Here is a 25,899-nt window from a genome sequence, read left to right on the forward strand (position 1 = left end):
GGGGCCGCCGGCCACTGCCGGGGTTCCGCTCCCTCGGTGCACGGCGGAATTGCGGCGCCTCGGGCCACCCGCACGGGCTTCGCGTGCACGGGGTTCCTGGCAAGCCGCTCTGTGGTGCCGGGCGTACGGTGAAGACATGGTCCAGGTCAGCCTGGGCCTGCCCCGCGAGGGCGTTCGCGGATCAGCGCGGCCCGGCTCGCGGCGGGGCGCGGCACTGCGGATGCGATACCGCGCCAGTACGTGGCGCAGCGCGTGGATCCGGCGGTCTGCCAGCGGCTCGGCGAGCTGTTCCGGGACGGGCACCGGCGGAGAGAGCTGCCGGCGCCGCCTGAGCTGCTCGGTGAGATCACCCGCGGCGCGTTGGAGCGGCCGCTCACCTCGCCGTTGGCGCATGAACTCAACCGCACCGTGGCCGATCTGGTGCGCGCGACCGTCGACGCCGTGCTCCACGGGGCGATTCGCCCAGCACGTCCCGGTATCGACGATGAACAGCTCCGGGCGGTCATCCCTACGGCCCGCGATGACAAACAGGAGGTGGTCCCATGACCGGGGCAACCGACAGGGTGGCATTGGTGACCGGGGCCAGCAGCGGAATCGGAGCGGCCACCGCGCGCCTGCTGGCCACACGAGGGCTGCGCGTGGTGGTCAACTACCTGCACAGCGCCGAGGCGGCCGCGGAGGTCGTGGCCGGCATCGAGGCCGCAGGTGGTCAGGCCATGGCCGTGCAGGCCGATGTGCGCGAGGCGACGGCGGTCGCGAGCATGGTCGAGCAGGTCCGGGCGGCATGGGGCGGTATCGACGTGCTGGTGCACAACGCGCTCACCCCGTATGCGGTCAAGCCCTTCCAGGAGATGACGTGGGAAGAACTGGGCGGCAAGCTCGACGACGAGATGCGTGCGGCGTTCGCGGTCACCAAAGCCGTCCTGCCCGCCATGGCCGAAACGGGCCGGGGACGCATCGTCTATCTCGGTACCGGTCTCAGCCGCCGGCCCCGGGAAGGCATGATCGCCCTGGGCACGGCCAAGGCCGCACTGACGCAGTTCGCCCGGTACCTCGCCCAGGAACTGGGCCCGCGGGGCATCACGGTCAACGTCGTCGAGCCCGGCCCGGTGGACGACACCCGCATGGCGGCGGACGTGTTCGACGCGGAGCACAAGCGACGGCAAGTGGCCGCTACTCCCCTGGGCCGCCTGGCGCACCCGGACGACGTCGCCCAAGCCGTCGCCTTCTACGCCGGCGAGGACAACGCCTTCATGACCGGTACCACGGCCGCGGTCAACGGCGGGATGTCCATGTACTGACGCCCCGCCGCCCTGCGCACACGGGGCCCTGCCGTCCCGGCCCGGCCGACGGCCGGACCACATCCGGCGCACCGTCACATGGGCACCATGAGCGTCAGCGGCCGAGCCCGCGGCACGGGCCGGCGCACAGCGGTGACACGATCAAGGAACACGTTCATGTATACGATCGATCTCGCCTACGTCGGGCGGGGCCTGCATGAGGAACTGGTCGCCTATATCGCCGACCAGCAGGGCTACTACGCCGACGAGGGCGTCCACGTCGCACTGCGCGATGGCTGTTCCTGGGACGAGGAGCGGCTGCGCCACGGCGCCACCATCGGGCTCGGCCGGGCGCTGCAGTCCCGACTCGCCAACGGCATCCCCTGGGTCGCGCTCCATGTCAACACCCACCACCCGCTGTTCTGGTTCCTCGCCCGCCCCGGCCCGACCACCCTGGCCGACCTGACCGGCCGACGGCTGGCGGTACACGCCGCCCACACCGCACCCGGGTGCTTCGCCCGGATCGTGCTGCGCCAGGCCGGCCTCGATCCGGACCGCGACATCCACACCGTCGTCCGCCCGCCCGGCGACTACGGCATGGACCTGCGCCGGCTGCACGACGGCGGGATCGACGCCGCACTGGTCGGCAGCACCATGGCACCGGAGGCGATAGCCGCCGAGCACGGCTGGCGGGTGCTGGCCTGGGTCGGCGACCACTTCCGGATCCCCACCGTAGGCGTGGCCGTCGACCCCACTCACATCCGCCCGGACGACCCCGCGGTCCAGGCCGTCGTACGAGCCCACCGGCGCGCCCTACAGGTGATCCACAACGATTCCGGGACCGCGGTGCGGCACATCCGGACGTTCCTCGGCCGGCACACCGCAGACGAAGCCCGAGCCCACTACGAGGCGTTCATCGCACCGTATTTCACCACCGACGGCCAGGCCGACCTCGGCATCGGCGCCACCGCGATCACCGCAGTAGCCGCCGAACTCGGCGTCCCCGCCACCGTCACCGCAGCCGAGTTCTACCGCACCGCGGCCACCTGTCCTCGCTGAGGGCCCTTTTGCCCGCGGTCAGTCGGGGCAGCAGCCGGGTCGCGCCGGACTGCCGGTGGATCCACTCGACCGCGTCGCCCTCGGCCGTTGCACCTGCTCCCCGGACTGCATCGGCCGAACCGGGCAAGGCCAGCCGGTCAAGGTCAGCCGGTCAAAATGAGTGGAACTGTTTACTCCACTTTGGGCGTCAATTAGTTGAATCGTCGTCCTTGAGGGCCTCCGAGTGCCCTTGGCCACGGGCGAACCGCCGAATGCTCGATCCCGAGGGAAGTTCATGCACACCTCTCCTGACCCCGCCTCCGGCCCCTTCGAACCGGTACCGGCCACGGGCGGCGGCACCCCGCCGTCCGCGTGTTCCGGCAACCGTTTCCGTGGTTGCTCATCCCGGCAGACAACTGCCGTGCTGCTACTGGTCTTCGGGGGATTCCTGCTGCCCGTCGTCGGCTGGCTGCTCGGCCTGGCCCTGTGGATACCGGCCCGTGGATGGAGCGTGCGCGCCAAAATGGCAGGGGTCCTGGTATGGCCTGTCGCCGCCCTGGGCCTGACGGTCACCAGCGCCGCCACGTACTGGCTCGTCCTGCCCCTGGGCGACCCGCTGTCGGCCATCGCCACCTCGCTGTTCCTCCTCGTCCCCAGCAGCTGGTTCCTGCTGCTGCTCCTGGCGGCCTGGGCACTTCTCGGCGCCTGCAACAGGGGGGCGCGCCGATGATCAGCCGCAGGATCGTCACCACGTTTCTCGGCGCGGGCCTGCTGCTCTCCGGCTGTGCGCCCGGGGACGCACCAGGCTCCGCCGGCCGTTCCGTCCCCCGCACTCCCAAGGCTCCGTCGATCGCTCTGGAGGCGGTTGCCGGCAAGGCTCTGCCGACGGTGTCACCGACCCCGCAGCAAATGCGCCGTACCGGCCCGGACCTGCCCGTGCCCCGCCTGGTGGACGTCCTCACCGCTGAAGGGGCGGACCCCCGCTGTGCGGATATCGTCGGCCGGGCGCTGCGACGCGCGGGCGCCGCCGACGTCCGCGTCAGCCCCGCCGGGTCGGCCCCGCGCTCCCCCCGCCCGCTGACCGTCGTCCTCGGCAACGCCGCGGCCCCGCCCATGGCCGGCATGCTCCAGCGCAGCAGAGCCTTCACCGCCGGGCCCTTGCCACCGGAGGGTTACCAGATCACCGCCGGCAGCCTCGGCGGCCGCACCGCGGTCCTGCTGGCCGGGGCCGACGATGACGGCGTCTTCTACGCCGCCCAGACCTTTGCCCAACTGGCCGGTGACCGCCGGATCGCGGGTGCCACGGTCGTCGACCATCCCGCGATGCCCCTGCGTGGTGTCGTGGAGGGCTTCTACGGCAAACCCTGGACCCACCAGGAACGCATGGACCAGATCGCGTTCTTCGGTTCCGTCAAGCTCAACACCTACCTCTACGCGCCCAAGGACGATCCGTACGAACGGGATCGCTGGCGCGATCCGTATCCCGCCCGCCAGGCACGGGAGCTGGCCGAGCTCGCCCGCCACGCGGCCGCCCATCATGTGCGCTTCACGTACGTCCTCTCCCCGGGCAAGTCCATCGGCTACAACGATGCCGGTGACCGCAAGGCCCTGACCGGCAAACTCCGGTTCCTGTACGACCTCGGGATCAAGGACTTCGCCCTCGCCTTCGACGACGTCCACCCCCTCCCCGTGTGGAACAGCGCCGCGGACCTGGCCCGCTACGGCACCGTCTCCGAACAGGCTGCCGCCGCCGCCCAGAGCGACCTGACCAACCGCGTCCAGCGCGAGTTCGCCGACCGCCATCCCGGCGTACGGCCACTGCAGTTCGTCCCCACCCAGTACAGCGACCTCGCGGACTCCCCTTACAAGAAGACACTGCGCCGCACCCTGGACAGCCGGGTGAAGGTGTGGTGGACCGGCGCCGACGTGGTACCCACCTCCATCACCAGCGGCCAGGCACGCCGGGCGGCCGATGTGTGGGGCCACGACGTGCTGCTGTGGGACAACTACCCCACCAATGACTACGACCGCGCCGCAGGACGCCTCCTGCTCGCTCCCTACGACAAGCGCACCCCCGAGCTCGGCGAGCACCTCGGCGGCCTCGCCCTGAACCCGATGAACCAGGCATCGGCCAGCAAGATCGCCGAATTCACCGGCGCCGACTACGCATGGAACCCCCGCGCCTACCGGCCCGCCGATTCCTGGCGCGCGGCCGCCGCGTATCTCACCGGGGGCAACCAGCAGACCACCCGGGCCCTGCTGGTGTTCCTCGACACCCAGCATCTGGCGCCCAGTTGGTCGGACGCCCCGTGGCAGCCACCCGCCCCGGCTCTCAAAGCCCGGCTCGACGCCGTCGAACGCTCCTGGCGAGCGGGCAGGAAGGACCGAGCGGTCGCCGCCCTGCGGGCACAGGTCGATGCGCTCGCGCAGGCCCCCGGCCGGATCCGCCAAGGAGTCACCGACCCCGGCTTCGTCACCGAGGCCAAGCCCTGGCTGGATGCCCTCACGCTGTGGGCCCAAGCGCTCCGGCACACTTGCAAAGCGCTCGAACTCCGCAGCAGCGGCCGCAGCACCCAAGCGACCCGCTCCTTCACCGCCGCCGCCGACGTCGCACGCCAGGCATCCGCAATCCGCACCCTCCCCGGTGCCACCAGACCGCAGGGCACAATCAAGATCGCCGACGGCGTCCTCGACACCTTCATCCAGCGCGCCCCCCAACTCACCTGAAACACCGGGGAGTTCGCCGCCCCGCTCCCCGCGCGGCGCGGGCTGCCGACCGTCGCGCCGTCCACCGGCCCCGAGCCGGGGCGCTCCCGCAGACGTGGGTGCCGCCGCCGGAGCCGGTACGGACGGGTGTCCTGCGCCCGCGCCGGAAGGTCTTCGGCGTCCGGGGCAGGGCCGCGCGGGCCGCTGCTTGACCTTGACACAGTGACAAGGTCTTCACTGTGTCAAGGAGGTGGTCCCGATGACCGTGCCGAAAGAGGACACGAACACGATGCGAGCTCTGCAGGGGCTGGAGAACGACAGCTCGTCGGTCCGGCTGCAGGCGGCGCTGGCGGTCGGTACGGCCCCGGAGCCGGCGTTCATCGGCAAGCTCATCGAGCGCTGCGCGATCGAGCCCGAGTTCTCCGTGCGCGAAATGCTGACCTGGGCACTCACCCGCCACGCGGCATCGATGACGCTCCCGGTGCTGCTCGACGAAGTCCGCTCGGAGCGTGCGCAGGCACGGAGCCAGGCGTTGCACACGCTGTCCAAGATCGGGGATCGGCGAGCGTGGCCGGCGATCACACCGGCGCTGGTGTCCGACGCCGACGACGAGGTGGCCCGGAGCGCCTGGCGGGCAGCGGTCGTGCTCGTGCCCGAGGGTGCGGAGCACGAGTTGGCCGTAGTGTTGGCGACACAGCTCGGGCGCGGCGAACGTGCGACGCAGCTCAGCCTCAGCCGGGCGCTGATCGCGCTCGGGGAGGCGATGCTGCCGACGGTGGGCGCCGCGACGGCGGATCCCGACCCTCGTGTGCGCACGCACGCGATCGCCACGGAACGGCTGTGGCGCGACCCGGATGCCGGATTCGAGTTCGCGATCGAGGAGGCGAAGCGCATCGTCGCCCTCGGCAGGGCCGGCCAGAAGGAGCGGTAGGCATTGTTGATCGGTGATGTCGCGCGACGGTCCGGGGTCAGCGCCCGCATGCTCAGGCATTACGAATCGCTCGGCCTGGTGCGGCCAACGGGTCGCACCGATTCCGGCTATCGGGAGTACTCCGGCGAGGACATCCGGCGCATCTTCCACATCGAGAGCCTTCGGTCATTGGGGCTGTCGCTGCGCGACGTCGGGCGCGCGCTCGATGACCCCGGCTTCGCGCCCGCGGAGCTCGTCGACGGCCTCATCCGCCAGACGCGAGACCGCATCGCGGCGGAGACGGAGCTGCTCACGCGACTCCGCCGGATCGGTGCCGCGGAGCCCGCGGGCTGGGAGGAGGTCCTCCAGATCGTCACGCTCCTCCAGGCGTTGGGGTCGAAGAGCGCGGGGGCGCGGCAGCGCGCGGCCCTGTCCGCGGTCGAGGACGTTCCCGTGCCGGTCGAAGCACTGGTCGAGGCCGTGCTGAGCGAGCCGGACCCGCACGTCGCCGGAGCCCTTCGGTGGGCTCTGGCGCAGACGGGCGAGGACGGGCCGGCACTGCTGGCGGAGGGCCTCGGCTCACCCGCGGCCGAGGTACGGAAACGTGCTGTCCGGTCCATCGCCGAGATTCCGAACGGTGCGGCGACCGCACTGCTGCGGGACGCCCTCGCCCACCCCGACATCGTGGTCCGCGGGTACGCGGCTCTGGCGCTCGGGGCGCGTGGAGTGGCGGACGCGGTCCCGACGCTCATCGACATGATCGTCGAGGAGAGGAACGATGCCGACGCAGCCGATGCGTTGAGCACGCTGGCGAGTGATCCCGCGTGGGCGGATCAGATCGCCACCGGGCTCGTCGACTGCCTCGCCCGCGGCACCCTTGGCGCGCCTGCACGTCGACGGCTGGCACAGGCGCTCGCGGACATCCCGGGGCTCACGACGTCACGTGCCCTCGCGGATCTGTCACATGACGAAGACCGTGCCGTCGCGCTCACCGCGACATACGTTCTCACGCTGCGCGACGCACGACAGTGAATCTCTCCTGAGGTGCTGTGTACGGGGCCAGTTGTTGCTGGTCAGCGCCGACAGGCCCACGGATGGACGTCCCAGCGAATGGTGGGGCGTCCACCCGGGGGCGTCGGGTGTGGCTCATGAGATGTCCGCCGTTCGCGGGCTCGTCCAACGGATGCGGGTGCTGCACAGGGCCACGACGAGCGCGGAGGCGGCGACGGCTCCCAGACCCCACACCAGGCTGCCGGCGTTCGCTATGAAGCCGATGACCGGCGGTCCGGCCAGCAGGCCCGTTGTGCCCATGGCGGCGACCAGGGTCAGCGCGTCCGAGCCCTGTCCCGCCGCGGCCACATAGACGCAGGGGGTCACGGCGGCGATGCCCAGCCCGACGCAGGCGAACCCGATCAGGGCCGGTACCACGCCGCCGCTCAGCAGGGCGAGCGCCAGCCCCGCGCCGGCCAGTGCGCTGCCGACCAGGACGATGCGCCCGTCGCCCCAGCGGCTGCGCCAGCCGTCGGCGAAAAGGCGGGCCAATACCATCATTCCCGAGACGACGGCGATGCCCATGGGCGCCAGTTCCACCGATGCCTTGGCGATATCTTTCAGATAGAGGGCCGACCAGTCGTTCATGGCGCCTTCGGTCACGGTGCCGAACGCCATGGCGCAGCACATCCACAACGTCATACGGGACGGCATGGTCCAGCCGCGGCGGCTCTTCTTCTCCTTTTCCGCGGCCGGCTGGTCCTCCGTCAGCAGTCCCGGTCCGGCAGAGGCGACCAGCAGCAGAAGGAGAACGGCCGCCACGCCGAAATGCACGGCCACGGTCGAGGTCACCGTGTTCATGGCCGACGCGAGGACCGCGGCGCACAGGGACCCGCCGCTGAACGTCGCGTGCAGTTTCGCCATGGCGTTTCGCCGGTACTTGACTTCGAGCGCGGCTCCCTGGGCATTCATGGCGACATTCAGGCACCCCACCAGGATTCCGTCCACGCACATGATCACCAGCGCGGTCGGATAGTTCGGGGCCGCGGCCAGGGCGAGGAGCAGTACGGCCAGGCAGAGCGCCGACGCGAACGCCAGGCGCCGGGAGCCCAGCCGTTTCATCAGCAACGCCACCAGCGGGAAGGACACCGCCGCACCCACACCGGCGGCCATCAGCAGCAGCCCCACTTCCCCCGCGGTGAGGCCGAGGTCCGTCTTGAGCGCGGGAATTCGCGACGCCCAGGTGGCGTACTGGAAACCGAGAGAACAGAACAGGGCGGCAATCGCCAACTGTGCTCTGCGGAACGGATCGTGAACGCGGAACACATGCATCAGCCCACTTCGCATTGCGATGAGGAACCGCTCGGCACCATGCCGGCCGGCTCCGGATTCCCGGCCCGGCCGGTCCGCACCGGCCGGAACATGTACACGGCGTTCGCGCCGTAGCTCTCCGCGGGCACGGCCTCGTCATGGGCGATGAATCCGTTCGCCGCCCAGAAGGCCGCGCTGCCGGCGACGGCGACCAGGGAGATCTGCTCATATCCCTGTGCGCCCGCCGTCGCCGTGACCTGGTACAGGAGATGCTGCGCCAGCCCCCTGCCGCGGAGGTTCTCCGCGATGACGAGATCGTGCAGATGCAGATTGCGCGAGGGAAAGACGGTCTCTTCCGTCCGGGTCAGATCCGGATACCGGAACGCCGGATAGGGCAGGGCCAACAGGTAACCCGCCAACTGCTGCCCGAGTTCCAGCACGAAGCAGGTGGACGGCGACGCGTGAACTCGGGACTCCAGCGCGGCCCGTTCCTCCGACAGCCCGAGGGCGGCATAGGTACGGGATTCCAGCGCGACGATGCCGCCCCAGTCGCCGTCGGAGATATGCCGTATACGCACATCGTGGCTCATTTACGGGTGCCTTCCCGGGAAGTGCCGGCACCGGGTGGCGGAACCTGGTGCCGCGGGCCGGGTGGCCCACCGCCCTCGCCCGGTACGCAGGTGTACGGAAGCGGGGTGAAGCCGTTGAAGCCCTGGGTCATATAGCTGGTGGCGTAGGCGCCGCAGGAGAGCACCCAGACCGGATCTCCCGAAGCGGCCGCTCGGGGCACCTGGACGAGACCGTGCTCATGCGCATAGGCGTCGTCGCTGTCGCAGGTGGGGCCTGCGACCACGGCCGGCACCGATGCGGCATCCGGGTGCGAGGGAAAGACGAGCCGGTACTGCAACTCGTCCATCTCATACAGGCCGTTGAACTTTCCGCAGCTCAGGTACAGCCAGTACTGACGTTCACCGTTCAGTTTCTGCCGCGCGGAGAGCCGGGAGACATGCGTCCGGATGGCACCGTGGTCGGCGACGAGATAGCGCCCCGGTTCCACGATGAAGTCCAGCTGGTGCCCGGGTATCTCCCTGAGCTGCTGCATGCCCTCGCGGATCACGGCGAATATCTTGTCCGTCGGCGGGTCCAGCGGTCTGCCCCGTTTGTCGAGATAGCCGAGAGCCGGCAGGCCACCGCCGAGATTGACGTGATCCAGGGATATCCCTCGCCGGTCCAGGACTTCGAGAACGTCCGCGAGGCGTTCGACGGCACTGCGCCAGGCTTCGGCCGTCATCTGCTGCGAACCGACGTGCACGGAAAGCCCCGACGGTGTCAGCCCCGTTTCGCGGGCCGTTTCCAGCACGCGCACCGCGTCCGCGGGCGAGCAGCCGAATTTGTTGCCGAGTCCCCAGAGCGCCCCGTCCCCCTCGGTGGCCAGCCGGCAGAACACCCGGGCACCGGGGGCGTGGCGGGCGATCGCCGTCACGTCCTCCAGGCTGTCGGTCGCGAAATCCCGGATGCCGAGGCGATATGCCTCGATGATGTGCCGGTCGGACTTGATGGTATTGCCGTAGTGGATTCTCTCGACCGGCACTCCGGTCCGGAGCGCCTGCGCGATCTCGTGGGGGCTCGCCGCGTCGAACCCGGCGCCCTTGTCCGCCAGACAGGAGAGCACCTCGTCCACCGGGCAGGCTTTCATCGCGAAGCGGACGGATAATCCCGGCAGCTCCCTCAGCAGGGTGTCGTAGGAGTCCTCGATTCCGGCGAGATCGAAGATGATCCGGTCCTCGGCGGCGGCCGCCAGCGCGGCGAACATGGACGTGTTCTCGTACGTCATCGACGGTCGCAGCCTCGCTGCCTCGGGATGTGGTGAAGGCCGGTGGCTCCGCTCGCGCTCATCATCGCTTCCCACACCTCGATGAGCAGGGCGAAGTCCTCCATGTCATGCCGGGCCTCGTCGAGCAGCCGCTCGCGACGCGACGCCAGGAGATCGGCGAACTCGGCATACCTGCCGCCCAGTTTCCGGTAGGAGACATCGAGGACATCCAGCCGCCGGACGTTCTCCGCCCGGTCCAGCCGGGTGCTTTCCCGGACCAGCTCGGCAACCACGGAGGCGCGCACCTGATACCGGTCGTCGAGCAGTGACTCGCCGGCCTGCGCCATCCTGTCGTAGAGGAAATTGAAGTAGAGCATGGAGAGGAAGAACTTCACGAACCGCATCTGGTACGCCAGGAATCCCGGACCGGTTCTGCGCTCCCCGGTGTAGAAATTCTCGATGTTGCGGTTGTGCAGCACACCGGGCAGCGCGGCGTCGTGGACGAGGTGCATGAGGAAGTAGTCGCTGCCGATGGTGTTGGTCGCGGGCGGCAGCGGCACACGTTCGTGCACCTGATGGAAGCTGATGTTGCACATGTCCACCCGCAGGGGATCGACGAGGGTCAGGATCGAATGGTCCCGGGTGAACGAATCGGAGCCGGCTCCCCGGAAGGACTCGTCGACGAGCTGCTTCTTCTCCTCGTCGGACCAGTCGGCGGGCGCCCAGAGGCCGACCATGTCGGTATAGACGTCCGGGTCGAGCTGATAGATCTCGCCGATGTCCACGGAAAGCTCGCCCACGAAGGAACTGCCCGCCATCGTCACCGGTTTGTCCGCGTGCCGCGGATCCAGCGTGGTCTCGGATACGCCGTGCACCGCGTCGCTCGCGCGTTTTCCGAGCGATCCGAGCTCATGATGGATGGGAAAGACGGGCGCGCCGTTCACGACCTGGTAGCGGCTGTCCGAATCCCTGCGGTGGATGGAATGGCAGCCGAGCGCTCCACCGATCAGGAACGCACGATTGGTGCAGGCGCCGTAGGAGACATCGGCCGGGAGCATGAGATCAAGCACCAGTTCGGGCTTCATGACGTCGGCGCGGTGGATGACCCGTTGCAGAAAGTCCCGCTGCTCCGTTTCGCCGAGATGGTGCACGACCACCCCCGGCACCCTGGGCAATTCCCGGACGGTTCGCGTGTGCCCGGCGAACGCGGATGCGTCGGAGGAGTCCAGGATCAGCAGATGGACCTCGACATCGAAATGCTCGGCCGCGTACACGGCCTCCTCGTTGACGGCCGCTATCGTCGCGGCGCATTCCCGGTTGGTGGGCAGCGTCAGGCAGATTTTGCGCATACCCGTTCCCCGGTCGACTCTTCGCTTTCCCGCCCGCGCCACGGTTCGAGGCCCAGCAGTCTGGCACCCAGGCCGTTCAGCGCGGCGGTGCCGTACCTCAGGGATTCATGCCGCCTGGCGTCACCGAGCAGCGTCCTGTTCCAGTCCGGTGTACTGAGCCGGCGCCAGGACTCGACCCGGGAGCGCCGCAGTTCCTCATGCGATTCCAGCGCGGGCATCATGGAGAGGTACTGGACGGCCCGCACCCCGTTCTCCGAGGTGTTGGGCGCCACACCGTGCGCCAGCGCGCCATTCCAGATCAGCAGGTCGCCGGCCTGGAGTTCCGGCCGGACCACGGGCATCTCCGCCCGGTCGAACGTGGGCCGGATCGGGTCCCGGTCCGCCGGCTGAAGGGCCTTCCACCGGTCGAACTGACGGAACAGCTCGGGCGCGCACTGGAAGCCGCCGTGCTCCGGCGAGGTGGCATTCAGCGCGATGATCCCCTGAACCCGCTGCGGCAGCACACCGAGCGAGGTGTCGATATCCCAGTGGAGCTCGATGTCGAACCCGCGCTCCGTGGCCGGAATGAGGGCGCGGTCGCGGTTCTTGATGTTGGGCGGGTTCAGGTTGAGCCGGTCCAGGGTCACCCAGAGTTCTTCGCAGTCCCAGACATCGACGAATGCGTCGTAGACCCGCTGTGCCTGCCGGCTGTCCCAGAGGAGTTGGTGGTGGTACGCCTCGACGAACCCGTAGATATGCAGTTCCCGGTCCAGATCCGACCGGAACTCGCGGTCCTCGTACCACGTGTCCGGCCGCGCCGGATCGAGCCCCTGGAAGTCCCAGGCGAACTCCAGCAGGCGCTTCGCCGCCGAGGCGGGTATCGCCTGCTTCACCACGACGTAACCGTAGGTTTGCCAGAAAGCGAAGTCCTCCTCGGACAGCACGCGAAGCCGCCGTGATTTCCGGAGGTCCCGCAGCGGTGTCTGCGCGAGATAGGTGTCACCGTCCGAGCTGAAATAGGGCACGTCCGAAGGGGCTCGGGACAGATGGCGTTCAGATGTCGGCATGCAGTCGCTCCAGAGCTCGAATTTTCCGTATGCCCGAGCAGATCGCTCCCGGACTGTTCGCGTACCGGGAATCGCCGGGTGGGTGGGGCATACGCAGTCGTATACGCGGTCGTATACGCGGTCGGCGTCGAGAACGGCCTCGGTACGGCCGTCGGCGCCCATGCCGCGGCGGCGCGCGGCGCGGCCGACGCCGTTCACCGGCGCGGACGTTGACGCGTGCAGCGGCAGAAGTCGTTTCGAGGAGGAAAGGGCAGGGGGTGAAAGGGCAGGAGAGAAAGGAGCAGGGGGCAGAAAGGATCAGTGCGGCGAGACCCGGAAGGGGCGCACCACCGCGCCGACCGGCCGTTCCGCAGAAGTCGTGGTTCTCGGCGAAACAGCACCGGCTTCCCGCACCGTTACGCCGTGTACGTGGTGCCCTTCACGGGCCATGGACGAAGTGTCCGCATGATGTCGGCCGGCCACATTCCCCCGCTGCGCCAGGGCCGGCACGCAACATCCATCACTTGCTGCGCTTGCGCCCCACTAAAATGGACTAGACCAACTTCCGGTGTCAATACCGAATTCCGGAGCGGCCGACGGCTTCCCCGCTCGAAACGACCATCGCTCGCACGGCGCCGGAGCAACCGGGGAAGCCGACCGGAGAGGCCACCCACGCACGACACTCACCCCCCGGCACCCCCACTCGACGCTCCCCGCACGGCACTTCCCGCACCCCACCCGACACCCCTCCGCACCCCGCGCCCGTTCCGTCATGAGGCGGCCCAGCCCGGCCACCCGGCGCCGAAGCGGGGTGAACGGGACCCTTGACACTGCGGATTGGACTAGGCCAATATTCGTTGGCCTGTACCAATGCTCGTCGCTGTGATCCATGCGCGCGCACTACCCGGAAGGCCCAGCCGATGTCCTCCAGCAAGCACAGCAAGGAGTTGCGGCGACTCGCGCTCTCCGTCCTGCAACCGGGTTTCGTGGGCACCGAGGCACCGGAGTGGGTACTGCGCGCCATTCGTGACGGGCTGTCGTCCGTCGTGCTCTTCACCCGTAACATCGCCTCCCCCGAACAACTCGCCCGGCTGACCGCGCAACTCCGCGCCGAGAACCCGGCGCTGATCATCGCGATCGACGAGGAGGCGGGCGATGTCACCCGGATCGAGTCCGCGACCGGCTCCACCCGCCCCGGCAACTTCGCCCTCGGCGCCGTCGACGACCCCGAGCTGACCGAGTCCGTCGCCCGCGACCTGGGCCGTCAGCTGCACGCCGCCGGGGTGAGCCTCGACTACGCGCCCAGCGTGGACGTCAACTCCAACCCCGACAACCCCATCATCGGCGTCAGGTCGTTCGGCATCGACTCCGCCGTGGTGTCCCGCCATACCACCGCATGGGTACGGGGACTCCAGTCCGCCGGTGTCGCCGCCTGCGCCAAGCACTTCCCCGGCCACGGGGACGTCGCCGTCGACTCCCACCACGGCCTGCCCAGCTACGACGCCGGCCTCGACCAGATCGCCGCACAGGCGCTGCCCCCCTTCCGGGCCGCCCTGGACGCGGGCGTGCGCGCGGTCATGAGCGGCCACCTCCTGGTGCCCGCCTACGACCCGGACCGGCCGGCCACCCTCAGCCACCGCATCCTCAACGGCCTGCTCCGCGAAGAACTCGGATTCGACGGCCTGATCGTCACCGACGCCATAGAGATGGGCGCCGTCACCCACCGCTACGGCATCGACGGCGCCACGGTGAAGGCCATCGCCGCCGGCGCCGACGCCATCTGCGTCGGCGGGGAGAACGCCGAGGAGGCGACCGCCGAACTCCTCGCCGGTGCCCTTGTCGACGCCGTGTCCCGCGGAGAACTCGCCGAAGCGCGGCTGGCGGAGGCGGCCGACCGCGTCCGGGCGTTCGCCGACTGGTCGATCGACCTGGGCCGGGCCGTCCCGGTCAACCCCATCAGCGGCGACATCGGCTTCACCGCCGCCCGGCGCGCCGTCCGGCTGAGCGGCTCCGTGCACGACACCCTCCCCCTGGCCGCCCCGCCGCACGTGGTGGAGCTGGTGCCCACCACCAACCTGGCCATCGGCAAGGAGACGCCGTGGGGCGTCGCCGCGCCGCTGCGCGAGCGCCTGCCCGGCACCACCTTCGTGCGCGTCCACCACCAGGAGCTGACGGCTCGCTCCGCCGTCCTGGAGGACTACGCGCTGGCCCCCGCCGCGGGACGGCCGATGGTCATCGTCGTCCGGGACGCCTCCCGGCACGCCTGGATGGGCCGCGCCCTCGCCGACCTCGCCAAGGCGCGCCCCGACGCGATCGTGGTGGAGATGGGCCTGCCCGGTGGCCCCGCCCTCGGCGCGGTCCAGATCTTCACCCACGGTGCCACCGCGGCCGCCGGCGTCGCCGCCGCGGAGGTCCTGGCCGGCGCCCGATAGGCCGTCACCTCGCCCCGGTGTCCACGTCGGCACCGACGGTCCCGCGCCGGCGGATCACGTAAGCGGATCACGACGACTGCCGGCAGACCTCGGCGAGGTCCAGGCGGCGTACATCACGCCGTTGCCCTCGGAGAGAAGACCGCCTCGCGCAGGCCGTCGCCCGATCGCGGCGGCGGCCTCGCGGGCGTCGGCCGCCAGTTCGGCGGCACCGGCCATGCCCCGCCCAGCAACTCCCGTTCCGCTGCCGGCCCGGCACAAGCGCCCGGCCACCGCGCCGCACGGTCCCGCTCCACGTACCTGGCCGTATACCAGCCATGACCGCATGTCAGCCGTGACCAAATGCCGCCCCCGGGCCCCGCTCACCGCCCGTCGAATGCCCCGCTCGGCGACCCCGGCCCCGGCCCGTTCATGATAATAAGTACGCAGGTTCGTCGGCCCCGACGATTCCGGGAGCGATCCACTCTCATCCGAGGCGTGCCGGAGCGCGCCACGGGGACCGGTCCGGCAGTCCCGGACGACGCGGTGGCGGCCACTTTCCCGATCGTTTTCACCCGGTCATGTATCAGCCTTTGTCCCGGTCACGTACCGGCCCTTCGTGCTGCCCGCGTACCGTACGGGCGGCCGCTGGACGACAACATTCTGGAGGACAGCGCCATGGACCACTCGACGCACCACCCGACCGACCACCCCACGGACCACCACTCCGTCAACGCGGCGGACTTCCCCCGCCAGTTCGCGCGCACCCGCCGCTTCTCCCTCGGGGCGCCGCGGCACTTCACCGTCTCTCCGGACGGCCACCGGATTCTCTTCACCCGTACCGGATCGGGCACCGACCCGGTGGGCCGGCTCTGGCAGTACGCGGACGGTGCCGAACATCTGCTGGCCGACCCTGCGCTCCTGGTGGGGGACGGTCCCGCGGCCGTTCCGGAGGAGGAGCGACTGCGCCGGGAGCGGGCCCGCGAGCGGTCCGTGGGCGTGGTGAGCTACGCGACCGACACCGCCGCCCGCCTCGTCGCCTTCACCTTGTCCGGTGCCCTGTGGGCGGTCCGTACGGACGGCGGTGCGCCGTTCTCCGTCCCGGCGGCCGGGCCGGTCGTCGACCCCCGCCCCTCCCCCGACGGCCGGCACATCGCCTACGTCAGCCGCCGTTGCCTGCACGTCGTCGAGCCGGCCGGGGCCGACCGGCAGCTGGCCCGCGCCGAAGGACCCGAGATCTCCTACGGGCTCGCCGAGTACACGGCCGCCGAGTCGATGGGCCGGCCGCGCGGCTACTGGTGGGCGCCGGACAGCCGCCGCCTCCTGGTGGCCCGGGTCGACACCTCCCCCGTGGCACGGCGCTACCTGAGCGATCCGGCCGACCCGGCGCAGCCGCCGCGGGTCATCCGCTATCCGGCGGCGGGCACCGCCAACGCCGAGGTCACCTTGCAACTGCTGTCCCTGGAGGGGGAACGCACCGAGGTGACCTGGGACCGGCAGGCGTTCGAGTACCTGGTCGACGCCGGCTGGGACGCGCACGGGCCCCTCATCGCCGTACAGAGCCGCGACCAGCGCACCCTGCGCACACTCGCGGTCGACCCGGCGACCGGCGCCACCGAGGTGCTGCACGAGCGGACCGATCCCGCGTGGGTGGAGATCGTGCCCGGCACGCCGGCCCGTACCGCCTCCGGCGCTCTCGTACTGCCCGAGGACGCGGGCGACACCCGGTATCTGACCGTCGGCGGGCGGCGGGTCACACCGGACGGGCTCCAGTTGCGCGAGGTCCTGGGGGTCGAGGGTGAGAGGGTGCTGTTCACGGCGAGCGAGGACCCGACGCAGACGCATGTGTGGCGTCACGACCCCGCCCTGGGCAACCGCCGGCTGACCCGCGATCCCGGTGTGTACGGGGCGACTTCGCGCGGCGGCACGGCCGTCCTGGCCGGGCTGACGCCGCGGGGCGCCGAGGTGAGCGTGGTGCGGGACACCGGGGCGGACACGGGGCCCGGTGACCCCGCGCCGTACGGTGTCATCGCCTCACACGCCGAGGAGCCGCTTGTCGCGCCGCGCCCCCGCCATCTCACGCTGGGCGAACGGGAGTTGCGCGGTGCGCTTTACCTTCCGTCGTGGTACGAGGAGGGCACCGGTCCGCTGCCCGTGCTGCTCGATCCGTACGGGGGCCCGTCCATGCAGCTCGCGGTGCGGGCCCGCGGCTGGTTCGCGTGCGTGTCGCAGTGGTTCGCGGAGCAGGGGTTCGCGGTGCTCGTGGTGGACGGGCGCGGGACACCGGGGCGCGGCCCGGCCTGGGAGAAGGCCATTCTGGGCGATCAGCTCGGGCCGGCGCTGGCGGACCAGGTGGACGCGCTGCACGCGGCCGCGGAGCGGTTCCCCGACCTGGACCTGACGCGGGTGGCGATCCGCGGCTGGTCGTTCGGCGGGTTCCTGGCGGCGGCCGCGGTGCTGCACCGGCCGGACGTCTTCCACGCCGCGGTGGCCGGCGCCCCGCCCACCGACCAGCGGCTGTACGACACCCACTGGAAGGAGCGTTTTCTGGGCCACCCGGAGGAGCGGCCGGAGAACTACGCGCGCTCCTCCCTGGCCGGGCACGGCCATCTGCTGCGCCGTCCGCTGCTGCTCGTCCACGGGCTGGCGGACGACAACGTGGCGGTCGCGCACACCCTGCGCTTCTCGGCGGAACTGCTCGCGGCGGGCAGACCGCACACCGTGCTGCCGCTGCCCGGCGCCACACATATGCCGGCCGACGACAGGGTCAACGAGAACCTGCTGCGCTTCCAGCGCGACTTCCTGCTCGACGCCTTGAGGGAGCGCGCCGCCGAGGGGTGAGGCGTACCCGGAGCGGCGGGCGGGGCCCGGCCGGGTGCGTCCCGTCCGGCCGGGTCCGGCCCCGGTCAGCGGGTGCCGGGCGGCTCTCGCCAGCAGGCCAGGACGTCATCGGTGCGGGTGACGGTGGCGACCAGGGCGAGCGTGTGGCGGACCAGCGCCGGGGTGTAGTCGGCGGGCACCCCGGCGATGGCGTCCGCGGGCACCACGGCCGTATAGCCGAGGTTGACCGCGTCGAACACGGCGTTGGGGATGGCCACATTCGCCGACACCCCGGTGACGACGAGCGTCCGGCAGCCGAAGTTGCGCAGCAGCGCGTCCACTTCGGTGCCCGCGATCGGCGAGAGACCGTGGAGGCGGCGCACCACCAGGTCGTCCGCCGAGACCGGTATCGGGTCGGCGATCCGTACGGCGGGGGATCCGGTGGTCTGCCGGACCGGCAGGCGCTCGGCCGCCCTGAAGAGGCGGGCGTTGCGGCTGGCGCCGCGGCCGTCGGGGCGGCGCTCGGCGACCGCGTGCAGCACCTGGACCCCGGCGTGTTGGGCGGCCGCGACGAGCCGGGCGACGTTCGCCAGCGCGCCCGATCCGCGGGCCTCCTCGGCGAGTTCGGGCAGTGCGCTGTCCGGGCCGACCACACCGCGCTGGCACTCGACGGTGAGCAGCACCGTCGACGCCGGGTCCAGTTGCCCGGCCAGTCGGGCGTCCGAAGGCATCGCATCCCCCTCTGTGGCGCGTTCGCGACCCCGTTCCGGGCCGGTGCACGGAGCTGCCGGAAGTGCGCGAGGCTATCGGCCATTGCGCCCGGCAGGAAGAGCCCGCATGCTTTCTGACACTTAGTCAGGTCGGGTGGTGAGGGCGGCCGGTGGTCGAGTGGGAGCCCGCGGGAGTCGTTCCCGGGCCGGCCGGCGGTCCCCGTACAGCGGGAGGCGATGACGGATGGCCGGTACACGGCCCGAGGCCGGCGCACAGCGGCGCGGGCGCCGGATCATGATGACGCGGGACGAGCGCGACGCGTTCCTGACGGCGCAGCGGACCTGCCGGATCGCGACGGTCGGCAGGGACGGCGCGCCCCACATCGGGGCGCTCTGGTTCGCCTGGGACGGGACGGCGCTGTGGCTGTACTCGATCACCCGCAGCAAGCGGTGGGCCCAGGTACGCGCGGACCCGCGGGTCGCGGTGGTCGTCGATGGCGGGCACGCGTACGGGGAACTGCGCGGGGTCGAACTGACCGGCCGCGCCGCCCTCGTCGGCGAGGCGCCGCGGACCGGCGAGCCATGCCCCGAACTGGCCGTTCCGGAGCGGCTGTTCGCGGCGAAGTACTTCGGCACGGCCGAGATGCCGCACGACGGCCGGCACGCGTGGCTGCGGCTGACCCCGGAGTCCGCGGTCTCCTGGGACTTCCGCAAGCTCCCGGGGTGAGGGGCGGGCCGGCCCGGGGTGAGCATGCCGCTGGGCCGGATGGAGCTCCGCCGACCGCCGAGGCTGGCGGCAGCCGGGCCGATACCGGAGGCGGGGCTTCCGGGCACAGGCAGCTGTCTGCGCCGGGTGGTAATGGTGCCCGGCTCCCTCGCACCCGGCGCCTCGACGCCGGATAACCGGGCGGCCGCCTGCGACCGGTCGCTCGCACTGATCGATGAGGCCGGCACCCCGGCCTCGTTGAACCCGTACGGCGGTCCGGCAGGGTCAGCAGTTCGCCGCTGACGACCCGTTACGCCGGAGCGGATCCCCCGGGCCGCTTCGACCCGCCGGGACCGCGCGGGCATCCCGGTCCACCCGTCCCCGGAGGGCGGGTCAGCCGTCGGGATGGAGGGCGGCCCAGCCGTGTTCGAGCAGGGCGAAGGACTCCTCGGCGGCGCGCCGCGGATCGGTGTGCCGCCGGACGAGGACACGGGCTTCCAGCGCGAACCGGGCCAGGGCGGCGCAGGCGACGTCACCTTCGGGCGCACCGGCCTCCGTGGCGATGGCCCGCGCCAGGGCCGCTTCGTGGCGCGTCCACATGCGGTGGGCGTGATCGCGCAGCGCCGGAGTGTCCTCCACCATGCGTGTGAAGGCGGCGAACCGAGGGTCCGCGGTGTGGACGGCGAGCCGGCTCTGCCCCAGCAGGATGTGCTCACGCAGTGCCTGCGGGATCGACCGGCCGGGGGTGCGTTCCCGCACGGCGGCGACGAGTGCTGCCTCGATGTCGTCGTCCTGGTCGAAGACCAGCGCTTCCTTGCTGGGGAAGTACTTGAACAGGGTGGTCACCGACACGTCGGCGGCGTCGGCGACGTCCTTGACGCCGACCTGGTCGTAGCCGCGGTCGAGGAAGAGCCGGAGTGCGGCATCGGCCAGGGACTGGCGGGTCTGTGCCTTCTTGCGCTCGCGGCGCCCGGTCGGTTCGGTCACCGGCACACCGTACCTCATGGTGAACCCAGTACGAAAATGTAGTCGTTGAACTTTTTTGGTGACTGTGCTTTCTTGGTCGTGCGCCACGGACCTCCTGGCAACTCACCCGCCCTTCGAGGAGACAGCCCCATGAACTCCACGCACGCCCCCCGCATCGCGGTCGTCGGCGCCGGCCTCGGCGGCCTTGCCTGCGCCCGCGTCCTCCAGCTTCACGGGCGCTCCGTCACCGTCTTCGAACGTGAGGCTTCCACCGGCGCCCGCTCCCAGGGCGGCAGCCTCGACATACACGCCGACACCGGTCAGACCGCCCTGCGCGCGGCGGGCCTGCTCGACCGGTTCCGCGCCCTGTCCCGCCCCGAAGGGCAGGAGTGGCGCGTGCTCGACCCCGCCACCGCCACCGCTCTGCCCTTCCCGGGGCCCGTCCACGACGAGGACAGCCCGGAGATCGACCGCGGCCAGTTGCGCGGCCTGCTCCTGGAATCCCTCGCCGAGGGCACCGTCCGGTGGGGCCGCACCGTCACCGGGGCCACCCCGCTCGGGGACGGCACCTGGCGCCTGCTCCTCGACGACGGCACCGCCGAGGACGCCGACCTGGTGGTCGGCGCCGACGGCGCCTGGTCGCGCATCCGGCCGGCCCTGTCGGACGCCACACCCGGCTACACCGGTGTCACCTTCATCGAGGCCGGCTTCGACGACTGCGACACCCGCCATCCCGCCCTCGCCCGACTCGTCGGCAACGGCACCCTGCTGGCGAAGGGCGACGGCAATGCCCTGTTCGCCCAGCGCAACAGCAACGGCCACATCCGCGCCTACCTCGCCTTCCGCGCCCCGCAGGACTGGCATCTGGCCGCCGGCGTGGAACTCGACGACACGGCGGCCGTGCGCACCCACCTGCTGAAGACGTTCGACGGCTGGGACGAGAGCCTGCGCTACGTCCTACGGCACCACGACGGCGGTTTCGTCAACCGGCCCCTGTTCGTGCTGCCCGCCCCGCACACCTGGGAACACGTCCCCGGCATCACCCTGCTGGGCGACGCCGCGCACCTGATGCCCCCGGTCGGGCTGGGTGCCAACCTCGCCATGCTCGACGGCGCCGACCTCGCCCACGCCCTCATCACCGAATCCGGCATCGAAGAGGCCGTCCGCGCCTACGAGAACCTCATGCTGCCGCGCTCGGCCGAGGCCGCCCTGGGGTGTGCCGAAGCACTCGACAACCTCCTTCCCCCGACCGGCTCCTGAGCGGACGCCACCCCTTCCACCGGTCCGCGATCACGCCATCGCACCGGCCATCAAGCCGACACGGCCCGGGGCTCGGTGCGGGACCGTCTCCGGAAACCGGTCCCGCACCGGCCCGGCCACGACGGCGGACGCGCTCCAACCACCAGGCGCAATCGGCCAACTGGAGCGGAACGTCTCAAGCGAGCACGATCAGTCCGCTGACCAGCGAGGAGAGAGCCGACGCGGTCTCTCCTCGGCCGTCGGTGCCGGTGCCGGTGCCGGTGCCGGTGCCGACAAGAGCGACCGTCCGGTCTCCACCGTCGCGGCCGGAACAGTGCTGCTGCCCTGGTCGGCCCGGGTAGCAGGCGTCGCCGGTCCCGACCGGTCGCAGCTGCCCGCCGACCGAAACGCTCCGCCCCGCCGACTCAGGTACTCCCACCAAGTGGGGCTCCGTCGAATCAACAGCCGCCGTGCATCCGGCCGGTGGCCGATATCCTGCCCCGGTGACGACCGTCCCGACCCCTCGCAGATGGCACGGCGATGATGATGCGGCGGTGGCGCTGTCAGTGGCCTCTGCGACAGTGGTGTGGGTCAGCCCGTTCTCCACCGCCACGGGTGCGGGAGCGGGACGGCTCCGGTCTTGACGGGCCGGGTGCCGACGAGGACGAAGGAGATCCGGTGAACGTACTCTTCCCCGCGCTGCGCGACGCTCCGTCCGCGCCCGCACTGCGCTTCGGCGACCGCGCGCTCAGCTATCGCCAACTGGCGGCGGTGGCGGGCCCGCTCGCCGACCGGATCGGCGGTGCGAGCCGCGTCGCACTCTGGGCGACCCCGACCCTGGAGACCGCGGTCGGCGCCGTCGCCGCGCTGCTCGCCGGAGTGCCCGCCGTACCGGTGAACCCGAAGATCGGCGAGAGCGAGCTGGCGCACATCGTGGCCGACAGCGCACCGTCGCTCGTCCTGGCCGCGCCGGACGCCGTGCTGCCGGACGCGCTCGCCGCCCTCCCCCGCGTCGCCGTCGTGGCGGACGCACCACCGGAGGGGGCGCAGCCGCCCCCGTTCCCGGCCGAACCGGGCGACGAGGCACCGGCCCTGATCGTCTACACCTCCGGCACGACCGGTCCGCCCAAGGGCGTCGTACTCCCCCGGCGCGCCATCGCCCGCACCCTCGACGCGCTGGCGGACGCCTGGCAGTGGACCTCCGGCGACGTCCTCGTGCACGGCCTGCCGCTCTTCCATGTGCACGGGCTCATCCTCGGCATCCTGGGCCCGCTGCGCCGCGGCGGCAGCGTCCACCACCTGGGGCGCTTCACCACGGAGGCGGTCGCCCGTGAACTGTCCGCGGACGGCACGATGCTCTTCGGGGTGCCGACGATGTACCACCGGCTGGCCACCGAGGCCGAGCGCGACCCGGCCCTCGCCAAGGCGCTCGCCCGCGCCCGGCTGCTGGTCTCCGGTTCGGCCGCGCTGCCGCTGACCGTTCAGGAACGGATCGCGGCGGCCTCCGGCCGGCGGGTGATCGAGCGCTATGGCATGACCGAGACGCTGATGAACACGAGCGTGCGGGCGGACGGCCCGGATGCCGCGGGGACGGTCGGCGTGCCGCTGCCCGGGGTCTCCGTCCGGCTGGTGGACGAGGCGGGCCGGGTCGTCGAGGCGAGCGACGGCGAGACGGTGGGCGAGATCCAGGTCCATGGCCCGAACCTCTTCACCGCATACCTCAACCGTCCCGACGCGACCGCGGCCGCCTTCGACGGGGAGTGGTTCCGGACCGGCGACATGGCCCTGCGCGACACCACCGGGAACTACCGCATCGTCGGCCGCAAGGCCACCGATCTGATCAAGAGCGGTGGCTACAAGATCGGCGCGGGCGAGATCGAGAACGCGCTGCTGGCCCACCCCGGGGTTGCCGAGGCGGCGGTCACCGGCGCACCGGACGAGGATCTGGGCGAGCGGATCGTCGCCTGGATCGTGGCCGAGACCGGCCCGGACGCCGGGCCGCCGCCCACCGCCGAGCAGCTCGCCGACCATGTCGCGAGCCAGCTCGCCCCGCACAAACGGCCGCGTACCATCCACTTCCTGGACGCGCTGCCGCGCAACGACATGGGCAAGATCCTGAAACGGGCACTCCGTGCGTGACGGCGGCGACGGCACCGGTAGCGCGGCGGGGGCCGCGGACGGCGACGCCGCAGCGGCGGATGCCGCCACCCCGCCCGGTGCCACGCCCCGTCCCGTGCCGGGCCGGACGGCCGCCGGGGGACGGCCCCCGGCGGCGGCCCGGCTCACGGCTCGTCAGGCCATCGCGGCGGTGGCCGACTCCTACGACGAAACGGCCCTGTACGCCGGACCGGCCGCGCCCGGTGCCCCTCCTTCCCAAGGTGTCCCCGGCGAGGCCGAGGAGCCGGACGGCCCCCTCGGCTGGCTCGGCTACGACGCCTCCCGGGCGCGCGCCCGAGCCCGGACCGGGGAGGACGAGTCGGTGATCACCGCCCTCGCCTCGATAGGCGGCACCGAAGTCGTCCTGATCGCCTTCGAGTTCGGCTATCTCGGCGGCTCCCTCGGCGAACGCACCGGTGACCGTCTGGAGGCCGCGTACGCCCAGGCCCGCGCGCGGGGCCTGCCGGTCGTATCGCTGATCGCCACGGGCGGCAGCCGGATGCAGGAAGGGATGCGCGCGCTGAGCCAGCTCCAGCGGGTGGCGGGGCAGTCGGCGCTGAACCGCGCCGCGGGGCTGCCGCAGATCGCCGTGGTGCGCGATCCGACGACCGGGGGCGGCTGGGCGACGCTCGGTGCGGGGGCCGATGTGATCCTCGGGCTGCCCGGCGCCCAGATCGGCTTCGCGGGCTCCCGGGTACGCCCCGGGGACGCCGATCCCTACGCCTACTCCGCCGAGGGGCAGTTCGCGGCCGGGCAGCTCGACGCCGTCGTCCCGCCCGACCGTCTGCGGGCCACCCTGCGGCGCTGGCTGCGGCTGCTCGCCGGCCCCCGGGAGCCGGCGGCGGTCCCCGAGGCGGCCCCGCCGCCGTACGCGCTCGGCGTGCGCGATCTGCCGGAGAGCGGCTGGGATGCGGTGGTCCGCGCCCGCGCCGCCGGCCGGCCGCGCGCCGAGGCGTATCTGCGCGCGTACTTCGACGACCGGGAGGAGATCAGCGGCGACCGCTGCGGCGGCGTCGACACCGGTATGCGCTGCGGATTCGGCCGTCGCGACGGCCGGACGATCGCCTTCGCGGCCCAGTGCGGCACGGCCACCCGCCCGGCCGGGTTCCGCACCGCCGCCCGTCTGGTGCGCCTCGCGGACCGGCTCGGCATCCCGGTCCTCACCCTCGTGGACACCCCGGGCGCCGCCAATGACGCGGCGGCGGAGCGGGCCGGTGCCGGCGCGGCCATCGCCGACACCTTCGCCGCACTGGCCTCGGCCCGTGCCCCCGTCACCTCGCTGCTCATCGGCGAGGGCGGATCGGGCGGCGCCCTGGCCCTCGCCGCGCCCGGCCGGCTCTGGGCGACGCCGGACAGCTACTTCTCCGTGATCGCCCCGGAACTCGCCGCGGCCATCCTCAAGCGCGACCCTCGGCAGATCCGGCAGACGGCCGGCCAACTCCGCATCCGGCCACAGGACTTGCTGGAGCTGGGAGTCATCCGGGGCATCGTCCCACCGGCCCGGCCGACACCGTCCCGCCCCTGACGGCCGGCCCGGCCGTCAGCAGTCCGCGACCCTCCGCCCCGCGGCCCGGAGGGCATCGGCGGCGGCACGGATCGACGGTCTGCGGTCGGCGTCCACGCGCCAGATGGCGTAGACATGGCGGCACATCCGGTGCCCCACGGGCACCACGCTCACCCCGTCCGGTACGGGCCCGCGGCCGAGGCGCGGGGCCACCGCGACGCCCAGCCCGGCCGCGATGAGGGCGAGTTGGGTGTGGTGCTCCTCCGCCATATGCGCGATACGCGGCTCGAAACCCCTGCTGCGCAGCGTGAAGGTCAGCCAGTCGTGGCAGAACTCGCCTTGCGGCCAGGAGATCCACTCGTCGTCGGCGAAGTCCTCCAGTTCCACGGACCGACGGCCGGCGAGCGGATGGTCCGACGGCATCGCCACATCCGCCGGATCGTCGAGCAGCGGGGTCTTGGCCAGCCCCTCGGCCAGCGGCAGGGGCCGGTTGTACCAGTCCAGGACGACGGCCAGATCGAGGTCACCGCGCACCACCCCCCGCACGGATGCGTCCGGGTCCAGTTCGGTGAGCCGGGTGCGGAGTTGGGGGTACGCGGCGCGGAGGGTGGCGAGCGCGGCCGGGAAGAGGCCGCGCGCCGCGGTGGGAAACGCGCCCAGCCGCAGTTCGCCCATCGCCTGGCCGCGGTGCGCTTCCAGTTCGGCCTGCGCCAGCTCGACCTGGGAGAGGATGCGTGTCGCGTGGTCGGCGAGCAGCCGTCCCGCGTCCGTCAGCCGTACGCCCCGTCCGTTCTTCGCCAGAAGCTGCTGCCCGGTCTCCCGCTCCAGTTTGGCGATCTGCTGCGAGACGGCCGAGGTCGTCACATGGAGTCCGTCGGCGGCCGCGCTCACCGAGCCATGGCGGGCGATCGCGCCCAGCGTGCGCAGACGATCAAGGTTCAACATGTAAGCAATGCTAATCGGTACG

Annotated in this window: 22 protein-coding genes; 13 read left to right on the forward strand and 9 right to left on the reverse strand. The window is 71.7% G+C overall.

Annotated features, from left to right (window positions below):
- Positions 1-240 precede the first annotated feature (240 nt).
- The 7 genes from IH09_RS04870 to IH09_RS04900 all read left to right on the forward strand — a co-directional run bounded on the left by IH09_RS04870 (position 241) and on the right by IH09_RS04900 (position 6,966).
- A complete protein-coding gene (locus IH09_RS04870; protein WP_143682008.1) occupies positions 241-546 on the forward strand; it encodes a hypothetical protein in 306 nt (101 codons plus the stop codon).
- Positions 543-1,301 carry an SDR family NAD(P)-dependent oxidoreductase gene (locus IH09_RS04875; protein ID WP_052854353.1) on the forward strand — a complete coding sequence of 253 codons (759 nt, stop codon included), beginning with the start codon at positions 543-545 and terminating at the stop codon, positions 1,299-1,301. The genes IH09_RS04870 and IH09_RS04875 overlap by 4 nt, the downstream gene beginning before the upstream one ends.
- Positions 1,302-1,457: 156 nt before the next feature.
- Positions 1,458-2,339, forward strand: a complete 882-nt coding sequence (locus IH09_RS04880; protein ID WP_052854354.1) for an ABC transporter substrate-binding protein — start codon at positions 1,458-1,460, stop codon at positions 2,337-2,339.
- Positions 2,340-2,739: 400 nt separating this feature from the next.
- Positions 2,740-3,048 (forward strand): hypothetical protein, encoded by a 309-nt coding sequence (locus IH09_RS04885; RefSeq protein ID WP_244933824.1) that lies wholly within the window; start codon positions 2,740-2,742, stop codon positions 3,046-3,048.
- On the forward strand, positions 3,045-5,045 hold the full coding sequence (locus tag IH09_RS04890) for a beta-N-acetylhexosaminidase family protein (protein ID WP_110952067.1): 2,001 nt from the start codon (positions 3,045-3,047) through the stop codon (positions 5,043-5,045). Before IH09_RS04885 ends, IH09_RS04890 begins: the two co-directional genes overlap by 4 nt.
- 238 nt (positions 5,046-5,283) lie before the next feature.
- Positions 5,284-5,955, forward strand: coding sequence for a HEAT repeat domain-containing protein (locus tag IH09_RS04895; RefSeq protein ID WP_052854356.1), 672 nt, complete (start codon positions 5,284-5,286; stop codon positions 5,953-5,955).
- 3 nt (positions 5,956-5,958) lie between these two features.
- Positions 5,959-6,966, forward strand: a complete 1,008-nt coding sequence (locus IH09_RS04900; RefSeq protein ID WP_052854358.1) for a HEAT repeat domain-containing protein — start codon at positions 5,959-5,961, stop codon at positions 6,964-6,966.
- Positions 6,967-7,080: 114 nt separating this feature from the next.
- Here the strand turns inward: IH09_RS04900 and IH09_RS04905 are convergent, their stop codons facing one another.
- The 5 genes from IH09_RS04905 to IH09_RS04925 are packed head-to-tail and all read right to left on the reverse strand — an operon-like array spanning position 7,081 to position 12,443.
- A complete protein-coding gene (locus tag IH09_RS04905; RefSeq protein ID WP_190233205.1) occupies positions 7,081-8,256 on the reverse strand; it encodes an MFS transporter in 1,176 nt (391 codons plus the stop codon).
- Positions 8,256-8,825: a GNAT family N-acetyltransferase gene (locus tag IH09_RS04910; protein ID WP_052854360.1), complete on the reverse strand. Its 570-nt coding sequence runs from the start codon at positions 8,823-8,825 to the stop codon at positions 8,256-8,258. The genes IH09_RS04905 and IH09_RS04910 overlap by 1 nt, the downstream gene beginning before the upstream one ends.
- The gene (locus tag IH09_RS04915; RefSeq protein WP_052854362.1) at positions 8,822-10,069 is read right to left on the reverse strand and encodes a type III PLP-dependent enzyme; all 1,248 of its coding nucleotides are present in this window, start codon (positions 10,067-10,069) and stop codon (positions 8,822-8,824) included. Before IH09_RS04915 ends, IH09_RS04910 begins: the two co-directional genes overlap by 4 nt.
- The gene (locus IH09_RS04920) at positions 10,066-11,397 is read right to left on the reverse strand and encodes a DUF6271 family protein (protein WP_052854364.1); all 1,332 of its coding nucleotides are present in this window, start codon (positions 11,395-11,397) and stop codon (positions 10,066-10,068) included. The genes IH09_RS04915 and IH09_RS04920 overlap by 4 nt, the downstream gene beginning before the upstream one ends.
- Positions 11,379-12,443 (reverse strand): YbiU family protein, encoded by a 1,065-nt coding sequence (locus tag IH09_RS04925; protein ID WP_052854366.1) that lies wholly within the window; start codon positions 12,441-12,443, stop codon positions 11,379-11,381. The genes IH09_RS04920 and IH09_RS04925 overlap by 19 nt, the downstream gene beginning before the upstream one ends.
- Before the next feature lie 899 nt (positions 12,444-13,342).
- Between IH09_RS04925 and IH09_RS04930 the strand changes: the two genes are divergently transcribed.
- Both IH09_RS04930 and IH09_RS04935 read left to right on the forward strand, forming a co-directional pair.
- On the forward strand, positions 13,343-14,854 hold the full coding sequence (locus IH09_RS04930) for a glycoside hydrolase family 3 protein (RefSeq protein ID WP_052854368.1): 1,512 nt from the start codon (positions 13,343-13,345) through the stop codon (positions 14,852-14,854).
- Positions 14,855-15,508: 654 nt separating this feature from the next.
- On the forward strand, positions 15,509-17,671 hold the full coding sequence (locus tag IH09_RS04935) for a S9 family peptidase (RefSeq protein WP_052854369.1): 2,163 nt from the start codon (positions 15,509-15,511) through the stop codon (positions 17,669-17,671).
- A 65-nt stretch (positions 17,672-17,736) separates the two neighbouring features.
- Here IH09_RS04935 and IH09_RS04940 read toward each other — a convergent pair whose 3' ends face one another.
- Complete coding sequence (locus IH09_RS04940) at positions 17,737-18,381, reverse strand: cysteine hydrolase (protein ID WP_052854370.1); 645 nt, start codon at positions 18,379-18,381, stop codon at positions 17,737-17,739.
- A 223-nt stretch (positions 18,382-18,604) separates the two neighbouring features.
- Here IH09_RS04940 and IH09_RS04945 point away from each other — a divergent pair, with 223 nt between their 5' ends.
- Positions 18,605-19,087, forward strand: coding sequence for a pyridoxamine 5'-phosphate oxidase family protein (locus tag IH09_RS04945; protein WP_052854373.1), 483 nt, complete (start codon positions 18,605-18,607; stop codon positions 19,085-19,087).
- A gap of 372 nt (positions 19,088-19,459) precedes the next feature.
- Here IH09_RS04945 and IH09_RS04950 read toward each other — a convergent pair whose 3' ends face one another.
- Complete coding sequence (locus IH09_RS04950) at positions 19,460-20,071, reverse strand: TetR/AcrR family transcriptional regulator (RefSeq protein ID WP_052854375.1); 612 nt, start codon at positions 20,069-20,071, stop codon at positions 19,460-19,462.
- 111 nt (positions 20,072-20,182) lie between these two features.
- On the opposite strand from IH09_RS04950, the gene IH09_RS04955 reads away from it, so the two are divergent.
- Positions 20,183-21,292: an FAD-dependent oxidoreductase gene (locus IH09_RS04955; RefSeq protein WP_052854377.1), complete on the forward strand. Its 1,110-nt coding sequence runs from the start codon at positions 20,183-20,185 to the stop codon at positions 21,290-21,292.
- A gap of 175 nt (positions 21,293-21,467) precedes the next feature.
- Here IH09_RS04955 and IH09_RS04960 read toward each other — a convergent pair whose 3' ends face one another.
- Positions 21,468-21,710 (reverse strand): hypothetical protein, encoded by a 243-nt coding sequence (locus IH09_RS04960; RefSeq protein WP_052854379.1) that lies wholly within the window; start codon positions 21,708-21,710, stop codon positions 21,468-21,470.
- A 239-nt stretch (positions 21,711-21,949) separates the two neighbouring features.
- Between IH09_RS04960 and IH09_RS04965 the strand changes: the two genes are divergently transcribed.
- Both IH09_RS04965 and IH09_RS04970 read left to right on the forward strand, forming a co-directional pair.
- Positions 21,950-23,410 carry an AMP-binding protein gene (locus IH09_RS04965; protein ID WP_052854381.1) on the forward strand — a complete coding sequence of 487 codons (1,461 nt, stop codon included), beginning with the start codon at positions 21,950-21,952 and terminating at the stop codon, positions 23,408-23,410.
- 160 nt (positions 23,411-23,570) lie between these two features.
- Entirely contained in the window at positions 23,571-24,953 is a 1,383-nt protein-coding gene (locus IH09_RS04970; RefSeq protein WP_052854497.1) for a carboxyl transferase domain-containing protein, read from the forward strand.
- Between the two features lie 15 nt (positions 24,954-24,968).
- On the opposite strand, the gene IH09_RS04975 is transcribed toward IH09_RS04970, so the two are convergent.
- Positions 24,969-25,877, reverse strand: a complete 909-nt coding sequence (locus tag IH09_RS04975; RefSeq protein ID WP_052854383.1) for a LysR family transcriptional regulator — start codon at positions 25,875-25,877, stop codon at positions 24,969-24,971.
- Positions 25,878-25,899: the final 22 nt, after the last annotated feature.

The organism is Streptomyces celluloflavus, from assembly GCA_000720995.1.
GTDB classification, from domain to species: Bacteria; Actinomycetota; Actinomycetes; order Streptomycetales; family Streptomycetaceae; genus Streptomyces; species Streptomyces celluloflavus.